Origin of the sequence: Streptomyces albicerus (assembly GCF_008905045.1) — a bacterium.
Classification (GTDB): domain Bacteria; phylum Actinomycetota; class Actinomycetes; order Streptomycetales; family Streptomycetaceae; genus Streptomyces; species Streptomyces albicerus.
The window spans coordinates 120,170-139,626 of sequence record NZ_VWMY01000008.1 but is presented as its reverse complement, the minus strand read 5'-3'; the positions used below and the strand labels follow the sequence as shown (position 1 = coordinate 139,626).

The following is a 19,457-nucleotide window of genomic DNA, read 5'->3' as shown; positions in this document are numbered from 1 at the left end:
GGGGGGGGGGTTCCGCAGCCGCTGAAGTTCAGCTGTGTTACGCCGGTAATTCGGCTGTGACAAGAACGTGTGACATTTCCCGCCGGGCACCGAATCGGAGAAATGCATGACTGAGTTCGACGCCGGACGGCACATACTTCCGCGGCCCGACACCCGTCGGCCCCTGACGACCGTGATGGACATCCACGACCAGGAGACCGCCTTCACCCCCATCGGCCCGGTCCCTCCGCCCGAGGGCGCACCGAACGTGGTGATCGTGCTCGTCGACGACCTCGGATTCGGCACCTCCAGCGCCTTCGGCGGTCCGTGCGAGATGCCCGCCGCGCAGCGACTCGCGGACAGCGGCCTGAGCTACACCCGCTTTCACGTGACCGCCCTGTGCTCGCCGACCCGGCAGGCCCTGCTGACCGGGCGCAACCACCACTCGGTGGGCATGGGCGGCACCACCGAGATGACCACCGCGGCCCCCGGGTACAACGGGTTCCGGCCGCGCAGCGCGGCGACCATGGCCCAGATCCTGCAGGGCAACGGCTACAGCACGGCCGCCTTCGGCAAGTGGCACCAGACCCCGCCGCGGGAGATCAGCGCGGTCGGGCCGTTCGACCGCTGGCCCACCGGGGAAGGCTTCGACACCTTCTACGGGTTCATGGGCGCCGAGATGAATCACTGGTACCCCCTGCTGTACCAGGGCACCACCCCGGTCGAGCCGGATCGCCGGCCCGAGGACGGCTACCACCTGTCCGAGGACCTCGTCGACCACGCCATCGACTGGGTGCGCACCCAGCGCACGCTGACCCCGGACCGGCCGTTCTTCACCTACCTCGCGCTGGGTGCCGCGCATGCGCCGCTGCACGTCGGCCGCGCATGGCAGGAGAAGTACCGCGGCCGGTTCGACCACGGCTGGGACCGGCAGCGCGAACTGACCCTGCAGCGGCAGAAGGAACTCGGCGTCGTGCCTGCGGACACGGAACTCGCGAGCTGGGCCGAGGGCGTTCCCCACTGGGACGAACTCACTGACAACCAGCGCCGGCTGGCGGCCAGGTTCATGGAGTCGTTCGCCGGGTTCACCGAACACGCCGACGTGCAGGTCGGCAGGTTCGTCGACGCGCTGGAGGACCTGGGCGAGCTGGACAACACCCTCTTCCTCTACATCCTGGGTGACAACGGCGCCTCGGGTGAGGGCGGCATCGAAGGGACGATCGTCGAGCACCGGCTGGGCCACGGCGTCGTGGACGACCCGGACGAGATGATCGACCACATCGACGAGATCGGTGGCCCGCTCAGCTACCCGATCGCCCCGGCGGGATGGGCGCTGGCGCTGAACACCCCCTACCAGTGGACCAAGCAGGTGGCCTCGCACTTCGGCGGCACCCGGGACGGCATGATCCTGCACTGGCCTCGGCGGGTCCCCGAGCGCGGCGGACTCCGTCACCAGTTCTCGCACGTGATCGACGTCCTGCCGACGATCCTGGACTGCGTGGGAGTCCCGGCACCGTTCAGCGTGGACGGGGTGCCGCAGCAGCCCATCGAGGGCACGAGCATGCAGCGGACGCTCGCCGATCCCCACGCTCCCGAGCATCGCCGTACCCAGTACTTCGAGATGTGCGGCAACCGGGGCATCTACCACGACGGCTGGATGGCGGTCACCCGGCACGGCATCCCCTGGGAGATGGTGCCGGACAAGGACCGGAGGTTCGCCGACGACGTCTGGGAGCTCTACGACCTGAGCAGGGACTGGAGTCAGGCGCACGACCTCGCCGCCGAACACCCCGAGAAGCTGCGCCATTTGCAGGACCTGTTCCTGATCGAGGCGGCGAAGTACCAGGTCTTCCCCCTGGACGACCGCGTCACCGAGCGGGAGAACCCCGCCATGGCCGGCCGCATCGATCTGCTCGGCGACCGCACCTCCGTCACCTACCGCGCGGGAATGCGGCGGTTCACCGAGGAGACCACACCCAACGTCAAGAACCGCTCGCACAGCATCACGGCCGACATCGAGCTGCTGGAGACGGCGGCCGAGGGCGTGATCATCGCGCAGGGCGGCCGATTCGGCGGCTGGTCCCTGTACTTCACCGAGGGCAGGCCGGCCTACGCCTACAACTACTTCGGCATGAACCTGTACACCGTGCGCGGCGGCGGGTCCCTGCCACCGGGACGGCACGAGATCCGGCTCGAGTTCGACTACGACGGCGGAGGACTCGGCAAGGGCGGGACGGCCGTGCTCCTGGTGGACGGTCAGAAGCATGCGACCGGACGGGTCGAGCAGACCATCCCGTACTACTTCTCCTTCGACGAGACACTCGACGTCGGGGTGGACCTGAGTACACCGGTGACCGACGAATACCCGGTACTCGACAACGAGTTCACCGGGACGATTCACACGGTGCGCATCGACCTGGACGACCGGAGCACCGAGTCGTCCGAGTTCGACGGCGGACTGCACCGGCGCGTCATGGGGGCACAGTGAACTGCTGTGCACCGTCCGGCGGCCGGGGCGCGGACCGGGCGGAGCCCGCACGGTCCGCCGTCCACCGGGCAACACCAGAAGGCATGGTGGCCGTACCCGCCGGCGAGTTCCTCATGGGCAGCCAGGACGCGCTCTCCTACCCGACCGATGGAGAAGGCCCGGTGCGGACGGTGTACGTTGTCGCTTTCTGGATCGACGCCTGCACGGTGTCCAACGCACAGTTCGCGCGCTTCGCCGCCGACACGGGGTACCGCACCTCGGCCGAGCGAATCGGCTGGTCGTTCGTCTTCGCCGGGCTGCTCCCGGACGACTTCCCGCCCACCCGCGCAGTGGCGGCCGCTCCCTGGTGGCGACAGGTCGAGGGCGCCGACTGGCGCCATCCCGACGGACCGCACTCCACCTGGGAGGACCGAGCGGATCATCCGGTCGTCCACGTCGACTGGGACGACGCCCGCGCCTACTGCGCCTGGGCCGGCAAACGCCTGCCCACCGAGACGGAATGGGAACGCGCTGCCAGAGGAGGGCTGCACGCGAAGGTGTTTCCCTGGGGCGACGAGTTCGAGCCGGGCGGTCGTCCCCGGATGAATGTGTGGCAGGGCGACTTCCCGAAGGGACACCACACTGCCGACGGCTGGTACGGCACCTGTCCGGTCGATGCCTACGACGCCAACGGCTTCGGCATGTACAACGCCACCGGCAACGTCTGGGAATGGTGCGAGGACCCGTTCCTGCCCTCCCCCGACGGAGGGCAGCGCGTCGCCAAGGGCGGCTCCTACCTGTGCCACGCCTCCTACTGCCGCCGCTACCGGGTCGCCGCGCGGCAGGGCCTCTTCCCGGACTCGGCAACCGGCAATGTGGGGTTCCGGTGCGCCCTGGACATGACGTGACCCCTTTCGACTCCCTCACTCGGACAACGGCGCGATACCCCCGGCGCACAAGGAGCAGGACCATGGCAAAGCGATCAAGACACTGGCGTCCCGGCGCGGCGGGGATGGCCGTACTCGGTCTCACCCTGACCGCCTGCGGTGGGGCGAAGGTCGGCGACGACTCCGCCGCGGCGGACGGCGCCTCGGGCAAGTGCGGCACCTTGAACCTCGCGGTCAACCCGTGGGTGGGCTACGAGGCCAACGCGGCGGTCGTCGCCTATGTCGCGGAGAAGGAACTCGCCTGCAAGGTCGTCAAGAAGGACCTGAAGGCGGAGATCGGCTGGCAGGGGTTCGACACGGGCGAGGTCGACGCCATCCTGGAGAACTGGGGCCACGACGACCTGAAGAAGAAATACATCACCGAGCAGGAGACCGCCGTCAACCTCGGCCCGACCGGCAACAAGGGAATCATCGGCTGGTACATCCCGCCGTGGATCGCGGAGAAGTATCCGGACATCACCAACTGGAAGAGCCTCAACAAGTACGCCTCGAACTTCAAGACCTCCGAGTCGGGCAGCAAGGGCCAGCTCCTCGACGGCGACCCGTCGTACCAGACCAACGACGAGGCGCTGGTGAAGAACCTGGATCTGGACTTCAAGGTGGTGTACGCGGGCAGCGAGACCGCGCTGATCCAGGCATTCCGGGAGGCCGAGAAGAACAAGAAGTGGGTGATCGGCTACTTCTACGAGCCGTCCTGGTTCTTCTCGGAGGTGCCGCTGGTCCACGTCGACCTGCCCAAACACACGGCAGGCTGCGACGCGGACCCGGCGAAGGTCGCCTGCGACTATCCCGTGTTCGACCTCGACAAGATCGTCAGCACCCGGTTCGCGAAGTCCGGCAGCCCGGCCTACGACCTGGTGAAGAACTTCAAGTGGACCAACACCGACCAGAACACCGTCGCCAAGTACATCGCGCTCGACAAGATGACACCGGAGGCGGCGGCGAAGAAATGGGTCGAGGCGAACCCCGACAAGGTCAAGACCTGGCTTGGCTAGTGCCGGGTGAGAGTGGTCCAGGACACTCGATTTTCCGAATCGGACTAGATAGTCGGACTGGATAAGAAGAAGCCCCCAGGTCGCTGACCTGGGGGTTCCCTCTGGAGCGGGTGACGAGAATCGAACTCGCGCTCTCAGCTTGGGAAGCGACGGCGCTTGTGCGCCCGATGTGGCTCTGACCTGCGCAGGTGCCTTCCTTCTGGGAGAGCTGCGCGGGTTGGATCGCACCGCTGTTGACCGTGGTTGACCACCCTTACGGGCACGCTGCGGGCACGTCGTCGGATGTACCAAGGAGACGCGCGCCGCACCGGTGCATAACAAAAACTGTCCGGCGACCCGGTGGGCGAGCAGTGTCGTATGTGCGGGCGCGGTTCGCCGCGCCCTGCGGACGGCGACTCGCCCCCGTACAAGGGGCCGTATCGGAGGAATCCGATACGGCCCCTTGATCATTTACGGCGAACGCGCGGGGCCCGCAGGCCCAGGGCACCTACTGGGCGGCGGTGCCGTCCTTGCGCACCAGCCGGTCGTGAGCCTCTTCGAGCCTGTCCGTGATCTGCTCGACGCCGATGGCGTCAAGGCCCTTCTGCCGTCCCGCCACGGCAGCCTTCGCCGCCGACGACGCGGAGGCGAACAGGGTCCAGGAATCGGCCGTGTAGTCCGCCCGCTCCGGACGTCCGATCTTCTCCAGGGCGCCCCGGATCGGTGTCGTGTCCACAGTGCTGTCCACGTCCCCGGAGATGGCGTTGAACGCGTCGAGAACGATCTTTCCGGACTTGAGGACGAACCTCGCCGTGTGCGCGCCGTCGGGCAGACCGCGGAGCGCGTACGTCGCGAGGCGCTTGTCGGTCGCGGCCGTCTTCGCGTCCCGTGCGATCAGCCTTCCGTCGATGTAGACGTCGAGGACGGCGGTACCGTCGTTGCCGCCGATGACGTCGATGCCCGTGCCGGTGAACGGGACGGTGAACGACGAGCCGGCGGTCGTGCCGGTCGACGTCGACCGGTACCAGTCCATCGCGTCGCCGAAGGAGGCTTTCCGGCTCCACATGCCGTCGTAGGTGACCGAGCTGTCCATGTTGTCGAGCTGCGCGCGGGCGTAGGGCGTGTACCCGTCGATCTTCTCGACCTTCAGGTTGTCGAACGCCGTCTTGTGGAAGTCGGATCCGAGCTTGACGCGTCCTTCGGTCTGCGGAGTCGGGTCCTGGTACGTGGAGACGGCCTTGCCGTCGATGTAAGTCGTGATCGTCGCGCCCTTCGCCTCGATGGCGAGGCGGTAGCCGTCGGACGCGGGGACCGTTCCCGACGTGACGGCCCTGCCGTATTCGTAGAACGTCCAGGCGCCGGTCGGTGCGATGCGCACGTTGTAGGCGGCGTCGCTGATCGCCATGCCCTTCTGCTGACGGACGCCCAGGGCGGCGAGTCCGCCGTCCGGGTCAGGGAACGAGACGTCGACCGTGGCCCGGTAGTTCTCCCAGCGGAAGTCGCCGACCGTCGTGTTCGGGGTGTGGCGGTTCCAGGCGCCGGTGTCCTTCATGGACTGGTCCATGTGCTGGTACAGGACGTTGTTGCCGCTCGCGTCCTCACCGACCTCCCAGGCGCCGGTCTGGTCGACCATGTAGCGCGGCTGGTTGCCGCGCGACCTCAGGTAGGGCTGGGACGTCTTGTGCGCGCCGTCGCCGGTGCCGACCTGGACCCTGCCCTCCTCCTCGTACCCGAAGTCGTCGGCGTACAGGACGTTGTCGCGGGTGTTGTGCTTCTTGCCGGTCGCGTCGGTGTCCAGCACCGTCCGGTCCCGGGAGTCGGGCAGGCGTTGCTTCGTCGCCTTGTCGTGGCTCTTGTCGAGCGTCGTCAAGGTCACGATCGACCTCGGCTTGACCGTGTAGGTGTAGTACCCGGTGCCGCCGGGCCGGATCTCGTCGACGACTCGCTTGAAGTTCGCGTCGTAGGGCCGGCCCGCGTCCGGTGCGCGGGTTTCCCAGATCTCCATGGTCGGGTCGGAACCGAGTCGCATGTTCTCGGCCTTGATCCGGTAGGTCTTGGGCTGGTCGCTGTCGTTGACGACGATCGTGGAGAAGTCCTTCTTACGGGGGTCCGCGAGCGTCATGTAACTCGGCGCGCCGTTCGAGCCGTCGACGTTCTCGGTGCCGCTCACCCCGCTGTAACTGGCCTCCGGCACCGTGCGCCAGATGCCCGCCGTGTTCGTGTCGTTCTCCCAGCCGGTTTTGGCGAACTGGGTGAAGTGCTGCATCACGTAGATGGCCGCGTCGTAGTGGAGGTGGCCCGACCACGGGTCACGCGCGCTGACGAGTTCCTTGTGGCTGTACTGCGCGCCCTCGTAGAAGGAGCCGATCGCCGGCTGGAAGATGTAGTGCGTCCGCTTCGAGTTGGCGTAGCTCTTGACGGAGCGGTTCGCGAGATCGAGGGCGCTCTGGACGCCGCCGATACCGGTGCTCGTTCCGTTCGGACCCTCGGTGTTGTTGACGCGGTAGTCGGTGTAGCCGAAGGAGCCGACTCCCTCGCTGTACCAGACTTCCTTGTCCTCGCCGTACTTGTTCTCACCGGTCGCCAGCCTGGTGTACGGCAGATTGGTGTCGCTGCCGGCGGGCCCGTCGCGCCGGTCATCGGTGGTGTAGTGGTAGCCGACCGCGTCGACCATGCCGAAGAGTTCCGCGTCGCTGAGCATCGACGGCCCGATGTTGAGGGTGGTGTTCTCGTCGGCGGCGATGATCTTTATGCTGCGGTAGGCCTTCTCGGCCTGCTCCCGCTTTTTCGCCGGGATGCCGTAGCGGGGGTCGGCGAAGTCCGTGTCGGCCACAATCGCCTTCTTGTACCACTTGATGAAGGCCTCGTCCGGATCCCGCGTCTCGTTCGTGTCCGGGTTCACGTAGTCGACCATGTACCCGTATTTCTCGTAGGCGTCGAGAATCGTCTCCTTGTACCACTTGTACATCTCGTCGGAGCCGGTGCCCTTGTTCCACTCGTTCTGGACCCATCGGGGCATGACCCAGCGGAGAATCGAGACCTTGAGCTTCGGGTTGACCGTCTTGGCGTCCGCTGCCAGTTGGAAGCCCGGGGAGCGCGACGCGTCGGCGAGTTCGTCCGCCGTGCGCATGGTCGCCGGGTCGGAACCGGTCGACGTGTTCGTGTCCGAACCCATCTCGACCTTGACATGGTTGATCAGGGGGTTCTTTCCACCGAACAGCACGCGGATGAGCTGCCAGTACCGGCCGGGGTGCTCCGCCTTGTAGTCCATCAGCAGGTTGCTCGTGCTGTTGCAACTGAGCACGCCGAGGCCCTTGTAGGTCAAACCGTTCACGTTGTCGGCGCGAACGTCGTCCCCGTTGACCACGACCTCCACGGGATCGTCCGCGGTGTGGGCGGCGGGGGCGGTCATCACTCCGGCCGCGAGTGCCATGGTGGTTGCCGCGGCAAGCGACATCCAGCCGAGTCTTCGCTGTGGGCCCATTCCGCTTCGACTCCTTGTTCTCGTAGGGCGTACCGACGCCAGACGTTCGAGATTCCGAAAGGTGTCCGCGATTCCGGGAGGACCGTAGGTGGTAAGCGGTTTCTACGTCAATCCCTGTGCACGTCATGCCAATTGAGGTCCCCTTGGCGTCCTCACCGGCTGGAAAACGCTTGGATGCTGAGGTGGCCGTCGCAGGACACTGCCGTACTCAGGGGGGAGACGAAAACGCCTGAATCGCGCAAGGGGTACGAGGTCCAGCCGGGCAGGGGCTCGGTGCTCCTCGCACTTTGTCACTACGGACGGGAGTTGGCCCGGCCGCGGATTCAGCCTCTCCGCGTTCGCGGCGGTGCGGGATGATCAGGCCGGTGCCCCGGTGGTGTCCGCTGGAGGCTCATGATCTCTGGACAATGAAGAACCCCCGATTCCATGACCTGGGGGGTTCCTGCTGGAGGGGTGACGAGAATCGACTCGCGCTCGCAGCTTGGGAAGCGACGGCGCTTGCGGGGTCACTCAATTGCTGACCTGCATGGATTCCCGGCGTCGGTGCCGGCGGGAGGGCCTGTTCGCACCGCTGTTGACCGTGGTTGTCCGCTCTCACGGGCACGCGGTGGGCACAGCTTCGAGGCACGGTGGGCGGAAGCGAGTGTGGGCGGGCTCTGCGCCTGGCCGACTGGTTCGGATGTCGAAGTCGGGCGTGCTTGCGAGTGCACAGCCCTGCCGGTGTCGGAATCGCCGATCAGACACAACAGCGCCTTCCTGACCCCATGCCGGACAGGATCTCGACGCCAGGCTGACCGGCAGTGCCAAGGCGACGCGAGCAAGGTTGACGTGAATCGCCTGCTGCACACGGCACCTCGTCGCGCGTTTGACGCTCATCCCCTCGACGTCGCGAACCGTCCGGCCGCAAGTTCCTGTCAAGCCGTAGGGAAATCCCCACAGTTCACGGCAGTCGACCTGTGAGCGTGAACCCGGCCCGGAGCCTCAAGGACGGGCACATCGGCATCCAGGGCCACGGAGCCGACGACGAGGTGTCCTTCCGCGACATCCGGATCAAGGAACTGCCCGCGAAGTCCTCCCGGTCCTCTGGATCCGGGACTTCGCAGGGCGACTGAGCGGCGGCGGGCGGGGACGCCGGACTCCCGCCCGCCGCCTTCCGGACTTCTGTCCTCGACGAGGAGGCTGCACATGTCCGTGTCCCGTTCTGCTTCCCGTGCAGGCGTGTGGCTGATCGGAGCGCGCGGCTCTGTCGCCACCACGGTCGTGGCGGGCTGTGCCGCCGTCACCGCGGGTCTGCACCCGCCGACGGGCATGGTGACCGAGACACCGGAGTTCGCTGTACCTCAGTCGGCATGCAGATCATCGGCTGCGAGCCTGGCCGTGGTCAGAGGTACTGCCCGTCGTCGGGCCCCTTAGCCAACTCCGGCCATACCTTGACGGCCACGGCGTTGGCGAAGTTGACCAACGCGAACCCACTCTCGGCGTCATCCGGGCCGATCAGCGACTGAACAGTCCGTCCGTTCACTCCTTTTAACTCTGTGGTCGATCCACATTCACGGCCGGATCGACCACAGTTCCCGCCGACACCAATAACGGGGCTATAGAGGCTGGCGGCCGGGAGAGGTAGGCGGCGGTGCTATTTGTCCAGGAAGCGATAGGAGCCAATCAGAGTGGCATCCCCCCGGTCGGGCGGTCCGGCGACACGGCCGCCGATTCCCTTCGCGAATTCAGCGAAGGCGGCGATCTTCGAGAGCGGGTCGGTGTCACCCTCGGTGATGACGATGTGGATGAAGCTGACGCCGTCCGCCAGCCGGAATGACGCGTAGTGCAGGTCTCCGGGGTCGGTGGCATTGAGTTCGGCGAATACATTCTCGACGAGTTGCTGATTTTCGTCGGCGGACTCTGGTCGAGTCTGGTAACTCACGATGAGGGTCTTGCTCATGTCTCTCTCCCGGCGTTGGTTCGGAATCGATCCCGGTTGTTTCGCTTCTACGCTTCAGTCCAAGCTCTTTACGGGACTGGACTCGGCCGACTCGTTGGTCTCCTGTCCCTGCGGCGATCCGCTGAGGAAGAACGCCGCTATCAGACCGATCGCGGCGAACACCACCGTCACCAGGAAAGCGGACTGGTAGCCCTCGGTCAGGGCGATCGCGTGATCGGTCTGCGGACCGCCTGCGGCAAGCATCTCGTTGGTTCGGGAGACGGCGACCGTGGTGACGATCGCGATGCCGAGCGCGCTGCCGATGTTGAACGAGGTGTCGACGAGTCCGGCGGCGAGTCCGGACTCCTCCTCCGCGACCCCGGTGAGCGCGGCGATCTGGGCGGCGACGAAGGCGCCGCCCATGCCCGGTCCGAAGATCAACAGACCGAGGAGCACGTCTTCGCGGTAGCTGCCGTCCGCGGACACCCAGACCAGCAGCAAGCAGCCGATCATGATCAGGAGAAGGCTGGGCACGGCGACCCGCCGCAGGCCCATCTTGGTCACCATGGCCTGCCCGGCCATCGCCCCGACCACGGACATGACGGTCATGACCGCGCTCATGAGGCCGAACTGCATTGCCGAATAGCCCAGGACATCCTGGGCGTACAGCGTGAGCGGGAACAGCATTCCGTCCACGGCCAGGCCGACGGCGAAGATGGTGAGATTGCCGCTCACCAGCGAGCGCAGCCGGAAGACGCGCAGAGGCACCAGTGGAGCAGCGGCGCGTGCCTCGATGAAGACGAAAAGAAGGAACAGCGCGGCCGAGACCACGAGCAGGCCGCCCGAGGTCAGGCTGATCCAGCCCTCGGCCGGCGCTTTGAAGATCGCGTACAGGAGCAGGGCCAGCGCCGCCGCGACCGTCGCCGCTCCGGCGAAGTCGAACGACCGCATGAGTCCACGAGCTCGGCTCTCACGGAGCAGCACCGGGCTCAGCGCAAGGATCCCGAGGCCAATCGGCACATTGATGTAGAAGATCCACTCCCAGCCGAAACTGGAGGTCACCACGCCGCCGACCAGCAGACCGGCGGTCGCTCCGACCCCGCCGAGTCCGCCCCAGATCCCCAGCGCCTTGTTGCGCTCGGTTCCCTCCGTGAACGTCGTCATCAGGATGGCGAGTGCCGTCGGGGCCATCAGCGCCGCCGATACGCCCTGGGCCAGACGTGAGGCGATCAGAATGCCGCCGCTCGAAGCGAGCGCGCACATGAGTGAGGACAGGACGAAGAGCATGGTCCCGACCATGAACACGCGGCGGCGCCCCGTCAGGTCCGCCAGTCGGCCACCCAGCAGCATCAGGGCACCGAAGGTCAGGACGTAGCCAGTGAGGACCCACTGAACGCCCGAGACCGACAGATGCAGGTCCGCAGCCATCGACGGGACGGCGGTGAGGACGATCGTCGAGTCGAGAATGGTCATGAAGAAGGCCGTGCCCAGCAGCGCGAGCGCCTTCCATCGCAGCGGATCCGGCGGCTGCCCGTCCAGCGACGCGGAGCCGCTCTTGTCAATCCGTTCGTCGGCCATCGGAACTCCCTGTTCGCGTCTGGCTGTTCATGCTGTCCGTCGGGCTTGGCGCGTAAGGCCGGACGGCGCACCGGACTGGAACTGCCCCGTGGGCTCCGCACGCGCGGCGTGCCATTCGGAGCTCCCTCAATAGGACTAACAAGGACGACGCTACTACGCTCTAGTCCTAAATAGCAACTAAATGAGTGGACGTTCGGACCATGCTGCGTATGATGGGACTATGACGAGCAAGCGCAGGTACGAGGATGGATGCGCGGCTGCGCATGCCCTCGATTTGGTCGGTGAACGCTGGGCGTTGCTGATCGTCCGCGAACTACTCCTCGGCCCGAAACGCTTCACCGACCTGCGGGTGGGCCTGCCGGGAGTGAGTCCGAATGTCCTGGCCCAACGTCTGCGTGAGCTCGAGGACGTCGGCGTTGTGCGCCGGCGTAAACTGGCCCCGCCCGCAGCCTCACGCGTGTACGAGCTGACCGCGTGGGGCGGGGAGCTCGAGCCTGTTATCACCGCGATGGGCCGGTGGGGTGGTCGCTCGCCCCTGATGCACCATGACGCCGCGATGAGCGTCGATTCCCTCATCCTGGCCCTCAGGACGCTGTTCGACTCCCATGCGGCCCAGGGACTCGGTGCCGCCTTGGTGCTGCGGCTGGGTGAGGACACCTTCCACATCGTCGTCGGCGACGGCGCGTTCGAAGTCGCGCGCGGCGAGAGCACCCGTCCGCCCGACGCGGTCATCGAGACTGACACCGCCACGATGAACGCGCTGGTCTGGAATGACCGTGGGATCGCGGAGGCGCAGTCCGCGGGCGACCTGGTCATTGAGGGTGATGCGGAGGTCGTGGGCCGCTTCCTCGACCTGTTCCCGCTGCCGGAACCCGCTGCTTGAGGGTCTCAACTCCAGCTCCCGCGATGGGGAGGTCGGTTGCTGGAGGATTGATGATTGTTCTGCTCTGCACAGTAGTTCCGGCACTGATCACGAGTGGAGGAATGGTGCTCATCGAGATCGTGCGGACGTTACAGACTGGCTGAACTGCGGACTGATGGGCCGAACGACTCTCGATGTTCAGGTGATCAGTCGCCAGACGCTTCCGGACCGCCCCAGCCACGCGAAGACCCCCTGCCCCAAAGGCCGCACGTTGCGCGCCGCTGCGGCTGGCCGCGCGGGCGGAACGCCTGGCGCGGGCCGAGCCGCTGAGCGGCGCAGGCCCGCGTGCGGACCGACTTGATCAAGGGTGCGCCGGTCGAGAAGACCGACGAGAGTGAGATCTTCCGCAGGTTCCAGGCGCAGTGCGACGAGATCGCTCCCAAGAGGGAGCTGTACTCCGCGTACCGCTACCTCTGCGGCTATGCGCACCCCAGTGCAACCAGTGTCTCTGAGTTCGTCGAGTGGACGACCGAGCCGCCCAGTCTTCGGGCACAGCCCAAGGAAATTACCGCCTCCGTGGTGGAGGTCACTCTCGCCATGTGCCTGATCCGGGCGGGCCGGGCTTTCGATGAAATGATCAACGGGAAGCCGCGCAAGCAGTTCCTGCGCTCGGTCGCGAGGGAACTCGGGCTGGCTCCGGTCCTGCCTCCGGTGAACTAGGCAAGCGGTGCGGTCGGCCGTAGTGGTGCGGTTGTGGTGCGCGCCCCGCTCGCCGGTCTAGACAACAAAGAACCCCCGGGTCAATGACCTGGGGGTTTCGCATGGAGCGGGTGACGAGAATCGAACTCGCGCTCTCAGCTTGGGAAGCGACGGCGCTTGCGGGGCCTCATGGCCGCTGGCCTGCGCGGATTCGTTGTGCCTCAGGCGTTGCGTGGGCCTGGGCGTACCGTGGCTGTCCACACTTACGGGCACGCTGTGGGCACGGCTTGGAAGAGCGCCGGTCTCAGGGCTGGCGTGAACGGGCTGTGCGCCTGGCTCGGAGTCCAGCTCGGTGCGACTTTTGCGAGCGCACAGCGCCCGCCACTGTCTCACTTGCCGGGGTCGGGGCCGTACCACTGGAGAGCCTGGCCCGGAGCCTGGTCGTTCTCGGCCGCCTTCCCGGATGCTGTGGGCTCAGGTATGCGCCAGACGATGCGGACCTGCTCGTCGAGGGGGAGCGAGGGGCCGCCGATGTAGACGCGGTGGATGAGGTAGAGGACGGCCAGCTGGAAGGCCTCCGGCTCCATGTCGTCCACCGCCGACACCGTCGCCCGGCTCAGCCTGTTCACCTGGCGGACGACCCGTGGTTCGGTTTCGAGAGGGCCGAGCTCGGTGACGATCTCCGGTCCGAGTTCGCCGTCTTCGCGCATGGCCAGGATCGAGCGCCGCATCAGGTTGGGCTCGGCCTCGATCCGGTCGAGGATGCGGGCGAGGAGGTAGTCGTGGAGCAGGTCGGCCTCGATCAAGCCGTGCTCCACGGGCTCCTCGTCCGCGCAGTCCGGGCATCCCTCGCACTCGACGGGGCCGACGGAGGCGTCCCCCGGTCCCTCGTCGGCCTCTCGGGTGGACATGAAGCACGAGGCCGCCCACATGATCTCGGACGGGCTCAGCTCCAGGTGCTCGGCGGTCCACAGGTCGGGGTCCGGGGGTTCACCGCCTCTTATCTCCTCGGGTACTTCGATCCGGCCGCGCATCAGGGACTCCAGGGTGACGAGAGCCGGTTCCCAGTCCTGGGTGCTGAGTAGCAGCGTCGCCACACGGTCCCCCGGGCGCTTCCAGAAGATGAGGTCCTCGTCATAGCCGTTGACGAAGTGCAGCACGTGGTCCACCGGGTCGAATTCGACGCCGGACATCTCGCCGAGGTGGGTGAGGACGGCCTGCCGATCTCGATAACGTCCGACGTAGCGGCGGGCTTGGGCGACGAAGGACTCCATGGTGGTGTCGTCCAACACCGCGTTGGGGCTGACGCCGATGAAGCGAGGCGGATTCAGCGGACCGGACCGACGGAGCTGTTGGGTTCCGTTCGCCCAGTGCAGCTGTCTGGTGTCAGGGTCGTACACCACGCAGTAGACGGGGATGTTCCCGTTCGCCCAGGTGTCACGGTGCTGGTCGACACGCACCGCGTAGCCGTTGCCTCGGCGCCGACTGCTCCCACCCTTGACCTGAACCTTGATCGTGTCGCTCGTGAGATGCCCGTCGTGGGTGAAGGTGACGTAGAGGTCCTCGCCGAAGTCGTTCTGCCCGGAGATCTCTTGAACGATGTGGTCGTGCTCTTCGAACAGGGAGCGCAGCGCGTTCACGGCAGCCTGTCCCACGCGCCGCCCTTTCGAGATCTTCGGCATACCGTCCTCCCCGGAGGTTCCTCGACGGCCTCCGGCAGATCCGGGACGGCGCCGTCCTTCGATATCCTGCCGCACGCCTCTGACATCCAGCCTCGGTGAACGGCGGCCAGGGTGCTACGTGAACGGGCTTTGACTTGGCCCGGTGGTTCACATGCCCAGCTTGGGGAGCCCTTCGCCGGGACACAACCTTCCGGCGATGGCTCACCTGCCTGACTTACTTGTCGGCTTCCGGGCCGTAACAGCCATCTGGCACGCAACAATTGATCACCCCGCACAGCAAGAAGGCCCAGGTCGCTGACCTGGGCCTTAGTCGTGGAGCGGGTGACGAGAATCGAACTCGCGCTCTCAGCTTGGGAAGCGAGGGCGCTGGGCCGGGAACATGGCTCTGACCAGCGCAGATACTCGGTCCTTGAGTGGTCGTGTCGGTCGGATTACACCGCTGTTGACCGTGGTTTTCCGTCCTTACGGGCACCCGGAGGGCACAGAACCGTGCGCCTGGTACGAGGTGCTCGCCGCGCACGTGCGCTGATCGCGGAGCGGCCGGATAATTGCCTCCGAAGGCGTTCGGAGAGTGCGGCACGCCGGGTGAGGTGTCAGGGCAGGCCGCGTAGCGCCACGTGGGAGCGACATTGATTCGCGTTCTTCTCGTCGAGAACACCCGCCTCGTGCGGGCAGCGTTCGCCGCTCTGCTGTCTCGCGAAGAGGACATCGAAGTCGTCGCTGAAGCCGGAGGCGATGGTGAGGTGATCGCGCGGGCGCTGATGTGCCGCCCCGACGTGGCGGTGATCGACGTCGACTCCAAGGAGGGCGAGGAACTCGCCGCGCGGAGTGAGCTGAGAATGCGGCTGCCGGACTGCCGGATGCTGCTGATGATGGCCTCGACGACGCCCGAGCGGCTCCGCCGCATCCTCGACCTGCACGCCGCCGGGGTCATCAGCACGAACGCCCCGGGGGACCGTCTCGTCCACGGAGTCCGCAAGCTGGTCAGGGGACAGCGGTTCATCGACCCCGAGTTCGCACTGGCCGCGCTGGACGCGGGAGAGAAACCGCTGACCTCACGAGACGTGGAAATCTTGCGTCTGACCGCCGACGGCACGCCTACCTGGGAGATCGCCCAGCGGCTTTCCCTGTCTGTGGCCACGGTCCGCAACCACCTGTCGGCGATCACCAGGAAGACGGGCGGACGCAATCGGATCGACGCCATCCGGATCGCTAGGGAGTCGGGATGGGTGTGACTGTTCGGACCGGGGCCTGGGACGCGCTCGCCGCGCCCCAGTGGCCGACCAGGTCCCGGTAGAGCGCGGACTCGGCGATCAGCTCCTCGTGGGTGCCGAGGCCTACCCGCGTACCGTCCATGACCAGTATCCGGTCGGCCCGCAGTGCCGAACTGATGCGGTGGGCGACGACGATCAGAGTGCCCGGGCGACGGGCGAAGGCCTCCTCGGCGACCGCCTCGGCGACCGGATCGAGGTGGCATGTGGCTTCGTCCAGTAGGGCCAGTCGCGGTGCCGGGAGCAGGGCGCGGGCCAGGGCGACGAGCTGGCGCTCCCCGGTCGAGAGGTCTCGCGGGTCCAACGGCGCGTCGTATCCGCCCAGGCGTGCTACGAGCGGCGCCGCGCCCACGGCACGGACCGCCGCCTCCACGTCCGCCGGGGCGGCGCCGGGTACCAGGTAGGTGAGGTTCTCCTCCAGCGTGCCGGTGAAGACGTACGCCTCCTGTGGGATGAGCACGCGGTGGCGGGCCAGGTCGTCGCCGTCACCCGGAGCGAGGACCGGAACGTCGTCGAGGCGCACCTGCCCCGACTGCGGTTCGAGTACCCCCGCAATCAGCGCGGCAAGGGTGGACTTCCCGGCTCCGCTGGGCCCTACCACGGCGAGGTGCTCGCCCGGGTGCAGGACGAGGTTCAGACCGCGGATCACCGGCTCTGCGGACTGGGCGTAACCGAAGGTGAGGTCGCGTGCCTCCACGCGGGCGCCACCAGGCCGTACCGGTGCGTGCCCCGTCACAGCGCCGGTCCCGGCCTCTGCGGTCTCGGTGTCAGTTGCCTGGGGGGCAGCGGTCCCGGCCTCAGCTGCCTCGAGGGCAGCAGCCCCGGGCCGGTCGGGATCCACCGCGATCTCGGCCATCCGGCCGACGGTGACCAGCAGCCACAGCCCGCTGCTGCCGAGTCCCTGGACGAAGCCCTGCAGGGCCGGTTGCAGGGCCTGCGACACATAGGTCACCGCCCCGAGGATCGCGCCCGCCGTCACCCCGTTGCGTACCAGCCAGGGTGCGCCGAGCAGGATGAGCAGCAGAGGTACCCAGCCGCTGATGCCCAGGGCGGCGGTCCGCACGGCGGTGAGCCGCGCCAGCGACACGGCGGCCCGCGCCGCGGCGTCGACCTGCGCGCCCGTCTGCGCCCGTACACGTTCCTCGGCACCGCACGCGACCACGTCCCGCACTCCGCCCGTGAGGGCGGCTGTGGTCTCGGCGATACGCTCGTCCGCCAGGATGACCTCCCGCTGGCGTGCGGCCATCGCCCGGAGCGCGGCGACGAACAGTGCGAGGCCGATCATGAGGGGCGGCAGGACGAGGACGAGCAGCAGGGGGTCGAGGCCGGCCAAGCCCAGCAGCACGCCCCCGGCGGTGACGACGAAGCCCTGGACGAACAGGACGATCGCCCCGTACGCGTCCCGGGCCCGCTCCACGTGCTCCGTGAGCCGGGCCACGCCGGCGGTGTCGGCGGGCGCGCCCAGCCGGGCGGACCGGTGCAGTGTGCCCGTGGCCACGAGTGTGATCAGCTCGTCCCGGAACGGTTCGATGAGCGAGGCGAGCCCCAGCATGGCGTGCCGGGTCCCCCAGGCTCCCACGATGAAGGCGCCCGCCAGAGCGGCCAGCCAGAGGAAGCCGGTGGCGGGCCGGTCGGCCAGGAATCCCTGGTCGACGGCGCGGGCCACGATCCACCCGGAGAGGAAGGCGGGCACGGCCTGCACCAGCGACCAGGCGACGAGCCGCCGGTACTCCCGCCGCCGACGGCTGAGCGAGGAGCGCAGGATGCGGACGGACCGCGCCTTCATCGCGCACCCCCAGCGCCCACACGGACAGGCTGCTTGGTCGCGGACAGCGGCTGGAACGTGGCCCGGTACTCGGCATCCGCCCACAGCGCGTGATGGGTTCCCAGCGCCCGGACTCCGCCGTCGGCAAGCCACACCACGAGGTCCGCCCGCGCCGCTGTGGAGGCCCGATGCGTCACGATGAGCCGCGTCCGGTCGGCGAGCGCGCCGGTCAGCACCTGGCTGATGTGGTGTTCGGTCACGGTGTCCAGGCTCGCGGCCACGTCGTCGAGCACCAGCACCCGCCCGCCCTGGACGAACGCGCGGGCCAGCCCGATCCGTTGGGCCTCGCCGCCGGAGACCGGCGTGTCGGCAACGCGGCTGGCGTAGCCGGCCGGCATGTGGCGGATGAACGCGTCGGCGCGGGCCGCCCTGGCCTGCGCCACCAGTTCCTCCGTGGAAGAGGTCCCCAGCCCGAACCCGATGGCGTCGGCGAAGGTCTCACCGAGCAGCACGGGGCGTTCGAAGCCGTACGCCATCGCACGCCTGAGCTCCTCGCGTGCGAGGCGGCGCAGCGGCACGCCGTCAAGCAGTACCTCGCCCTCGTCCGGGTCGACGAGGCGCCCGGCCAGCGCCGCCAGCAGCGACTTGCCGGCCCCGGAGGGGCCCACGACGGCGACGAGGGCGCCGCCGGGGACGACCAGGCTGAGGTCCTCGAGCACGGGTCCGTCCGTCCCCTGAGCGGTCACGTGCCGGAACTCCAGCCGTCCGGGGCCTTCGGGAAGGCGCTCGTGGCCGTACGCCACGGGTGGTTCGGCGATCACCTCGGCGATCCGCCCGGCCGTCGTACGGGCCTGGGCGAGCTGATTCACCGACTGCAGCACGTTGCTGATGCCGACCGCCATGACGACGTACTCGCTCGCCGCGAGCATGTCTCCCGGCGTGATGCGCCCCTGGGAAAGCTCCAGTCCGGCCACCGCCAGCACGGCCACCAGCAGCAGCGGAACGACCAGATCTCCGCGCGCCGACACCCGTGCGACCGCGCTCCACATGCCCAGGCCGTGCCGGTGCAGCTCGGGCAGTGGTGCGAGGACGCGTCGCGCCTCACGGTCGACGGTCCTCGCCGCGGCGATGGTCCGGATGCCGCCCAGGGCGTCGGTGAGCCGCGCGGCGATGGTGCCCTGAACCCGGAAGTACCCCTCGTTGGCGTCCGAGACGTCCCGCAGGAAGGACCGCACGAGCAACGCCACCAGGGGCATGCCCACCAGGAAGGTGAGGCACAGCCAGACGTCGATGAGCGCCAGGGCGGCGATGGCGCCGAGCGGTGGGACAAGACTCATGACGACCCAGACCACGCCCGACGCGAAGTTCCCCGTTCTGGCGGTATTGCCGACCATGCGGCTGACCAGGTCTCCTCCCGTGAACCGGCGTGTGGCACGCGGGCCGAGCGCGAGCACATGCCCGAGCAGCGTGTGCCGCAGCCAGGCTGTCGACCTGGCCTCGGCGACCCCGGCGACCAGGTCGTCCACGATGTCGAAGACGACCAGGACGAGGATCAGCGCCCCGCTGAGGGCCAGCCACCGCGCCGTGTCGTGGTCGTCGAGGACGGCGTCGACGGTGCGGCCCATGATGGCGGGCAGAGCGAGGGTGACGCCCGTGATCAGCAGTGACGAGATCACCATTGCGCCCACCAAGGCACCGCCGCGCCGGGCTGCCGCCAGCAAGAGGCGGTCTGCCGCGCCTGGCCTCATGACTCCTCCCAGCCGTGCTCGGTGCTGAACCTCGCGCGTGTCCCGGATCGAGGCGGGGACGCGGGAAGCGTCCCCGCATTGGA

13 protein-coding genes and 2 pseudogenes are annotated in these 19,457 nt (G+C 67.8%); 8 read left to right on the top strand and 7 right to left on the bottom strand.

Annotation, left to right across the window (positions count from 1 at the left end):
• Nucleotides 1-106: 106 nt before the first annotated feature.
• The 3 genes from GAS53_RS08960 (at nucleotide 107) to GAS53_RS08950 (ending at nucleotide 4,388) form a co-directional block, all read left to right on the top strand.
• Nucleotides 107-2,467: an arylsulfatase gene (locus GAS53_RS08960; RefSeq protein ID WP_151476918.1), complete on the top strand. Its 2,361-nt coding sequence runs from the start codon at nucleotides 107-109 to the stop codon at nucleotides 2,465-2,467.
• 83 nt (nucleotides 2,468-2,550) lie between these two features.
• Nucleotides 2,551-3,354, top strand: coding sequence for a formylglycine-generating enzyme family protein (locus GAS53_RS08955; RefSeq protein WP_151476917.1), 804 nt, complete (start codon nucleotides 2,551-2,553; stop codon nucleotides 3,352-3,354).
• 62 nt (nucleotides 3,355-3,416) lie between these two features.
• Nucleotides 3,417-4,388 carry an ABC transporter substrate-binding protein gene (locus GAS53_RS08950; RefSeq protein ID WP_151476916.1) on the top strand — a complete coding sequence of 324 codons (972 nt, stop codon included), beginning with the start codon at nucleotides 3,417-3,419 and terminating at the stop codon, nucleotides 4,386-4,388.
• Between the two features lie 487 nt (nucleotides 4,389-4,875).
• Here the strand turns inward: GAS53_RS08950 and GAS53_RS08945 are convergent, their stop codons facing one another.
• Complete coding sequence (locus tag GAS53_RS08945; protein ID WP_151476915.1) at nucleotides 4,876-7,851, bottom strand: GH59 galactosidase; 2,976 nt, start codon at nucleotides 7,849-7,851, stop codon at nucleotides 4,876-4,878.
• Between the two features lie 959 nt (nucleotides 7,852-8,810).
• On the opposite strand from GAS53_RS08945, the pseudogene GAS53_RS08940 reads away from it, so the two are divergent.
• Nucleotides 8,811-8,963: pseudogene (locus GAS53_RS08940) on the top strand (ThuA domain-containing protein); the annotation flags it as partial.
• A gap of 73 nt (nucleotides 8,964-9,036) precedes the next feature.
• Nucleotides 9,037-9,186 (top strand): annotated as a pseudogene (locus GAS53_RS56160) (inositol-3-phosphate synthase); the annotation flags it as partial.
• A gap of 46 nt (nucleotides 9,187-9,232) precedes the next feature.
• On the opposite strand, the gene GAS53_RS55045 reads toward GAS53_RS56160, so the two are convergent.
• The 3 genes from GAS53_RS55045 to GAS53_RS08925 form a co-directional block, all read right to left on the bottom strand.
• Nucleotides 9,233-9,373, bottom strand: a complete 141-nt coding sequence (locus tag GAS53_RS55045) for a hypothetical protein (RefSeq protein WP_192583028.1) — start codon at nucleotides 9,371-9,373, stop codon at nucleotides 9,233-9,235.
• A 111-nt stretch (nucleotides 9,374-9,484) separates the two neighbouring features.
• Nucleotides 9,485-9,790 carry a hypothetical protein gene (locus tag GAS53_RS08930; protein ID WP_225858816.1) on the bottom strand — a complete coding sequence of 102 codons (306 nt, stop codon included), beginning with the start codon at nucleotides 9,788-9,790 and terminating at the stop codon, nucleotides 9,485-9,487.
• Between the two features lie 54 nt (nucleotides 9,791-9,844).
• Nucleotides 9,845-11,347 (bottom strand): MFS transporter, encoded by a 1,503-nt coding sequence (locus tag GAS53_RS08925; protein ID WP_151476914.1) that lies wholly within the window; start codon nucleotides 11,345-11,347, stop codon nucleotides 9,845-9,847.
• A 220-nt stretch (nucleotides 11,348-11,567) separates the two neighbouring features.
• Between GAS53_RS08925 and GAS53_RS08920 the strand changes: the two genes are divergently transcribed.
• A complete protein-coding gene (locus GAS53_RS08920; protein ID WP_151476913.1) occupies nucleotides 11,568-12,230 on the top strand; it encodes a winged helix-turn-helix transcriptional regulator in 663 nt (220 codons plus the stop codon).
• Between the two features lie 324 nt (nucleotides 12,231-12,554).
• A complete protein-coding gene (locus GAS53_RS08915) occupies nucleotides 12,555-12,929 on the top strand; it encodes a hypothetical protein (protein ID WP_151476912.1) in 375 nt (124 codons plus the stop codon).
• Between the two features lie 368 nt (nucleotides 12,930-13,297).
• On the opposite strand, the gene GAS53_RS08910 is transcribed toward GAS53_RS08915, so the two are convergent.
• The gene (locus tag GAS53_RS08910; protein WP_151476911.1) at nucleotides 13,298-14,590 is read right to left on the bottom strand and encodes a DUF4365 domain-containing protein; all 1,293 of its coding nucleotides are present in this window, start codon (nucleotides 14,588-14,590) and stop codon (nucleotides 13,298-13,300) included.
• A 629-nt stretch (nucleotides 14,591-15,219) separates the two neighbouring features.
• On the opposite strand from GAS53_RS08910, the gene GAS53_RS08905 reads away from it, so the two are divergent.
• A complete protein-coding gene (locus GAS53_RS08905; RefSeq protein WP_151476910.1) occupies nucleotides 15,220-15,825 on the top strand; it encodes a response regulator transcription factor in 606 nt (201 codons plus the stop codon).
• Here the strand turns inward: GAS53_RS08905 and GAS53_RS08900 are convergent.
• Together GAS53_RS08900 and GAS53_RS08895 are read right to left on the bottom strand one after the other, a co-directional pair.
• The gene (locus tag GAS53_RS08900; RefSeq protein ID WP_151476909.1) at nucleotides 15,803-17,647 is read right to left on the bottom strand and encodes an ATP-binding cassette domain-containing protein; all 1,845 of its coding nucleotides are present in this window, start codon (nucleotides 17,645-17,647) and stop codon (nucleotides 15,803-15,805) included. The genes GAS53_RS08905 and GAS53_RS08900 overlap by 23 nt on opposite strands.
• Nucleotides 17,644-19,305 (bottom strand): ABC transporter ATP-binding protein, encoded by a 1,662-nt coding sequence (locus GAS53_RS08895; protein ID WP_225858815.1) that lies wholly within the window; start codon nucleotides 19,303-19,305, stop codon nucleotides 17,644-17,646. Before GAS53_RS08895 ends, GAS53_RS08900 begins: the two co-directional genes overlap by 4 nt.
• Nucleotides 19,306-19,457: the final 152 nt, after the last annotated feature.

Bases quoted from the DNA above. Each gene is read 5' to 3' on its own strand.
- GAS53_RS08960 (WP_151476918.1), top strand. From the start codon at position 107: ATGACTGAGTTCGACGCCGGACGGCACATACTTCCGCGGCCCGACACC.
- GAS53_RS08955 (WP_151476917.1), top strand. From the start codon at position 2,551: ATGGTGGCCGTACCCGCCGGCGAGTTCCTCATGGGCAGCCAGGACGCG.
- GAS53_RS08950 (WP_151476916.1), top strand. From the start codon at position 3,417: ATGGCAAAGCGATCAAGACACTGGCGTCCCGGCGCGGCGGGGATGGCC.
- GAS53_RS08945 (WP_151476915.1), bottom strand. From the start codon at position 7,851: ATGGGCCCACAGCGAAGACTCGGCTGGATGTCGCTTGCCGCGGCAACC.
- GAS53_RS08930 (WP_225858816.1), bottom strand. From the start codon at position 9,790: ATGAGCAAGACCCTCATCGTGAGTTACCAGACTCGACCAGAGTCCGCC.
- GAS53_RS08925 (WP_151476914.1), bottom strand. From the start codon at position 11,347: ATGGCCGACGAACGGATTGACAAGAGCGGCTCCGCGTCGCTGGACGGG.
- GAS53_RS08920 (WP_151476913.1), top strand. From the start codon at position 11,568: ATGACGAGCAAGCGCAGGTACGAGGATGGATGCGCGGCTGCGCATGCC.
- GAS53_RS08910 (WP_151476911.1), bottom strand. From the start codon at position 14,590: ATGCCGAAGATCTCGAAAGGGCGGCGCGTGGGACAGGCTGCCGTGAAC.
- GAS53_RS08900 (WP_151476909.1), bottom strand. From the start codon at position 17,647: ATGAAGGCGCGGTCCGTCCGCATCCTGCGCTCCTCGCTCAGCCGTCGG.
- GAS53_RS08895 (WP_225858815.1), bottom strand. From the start codon at position 19,305: ATGGTGATCTCGTCACTGCTGATCACGGGCGTCACCCTCGCTCTGCCC.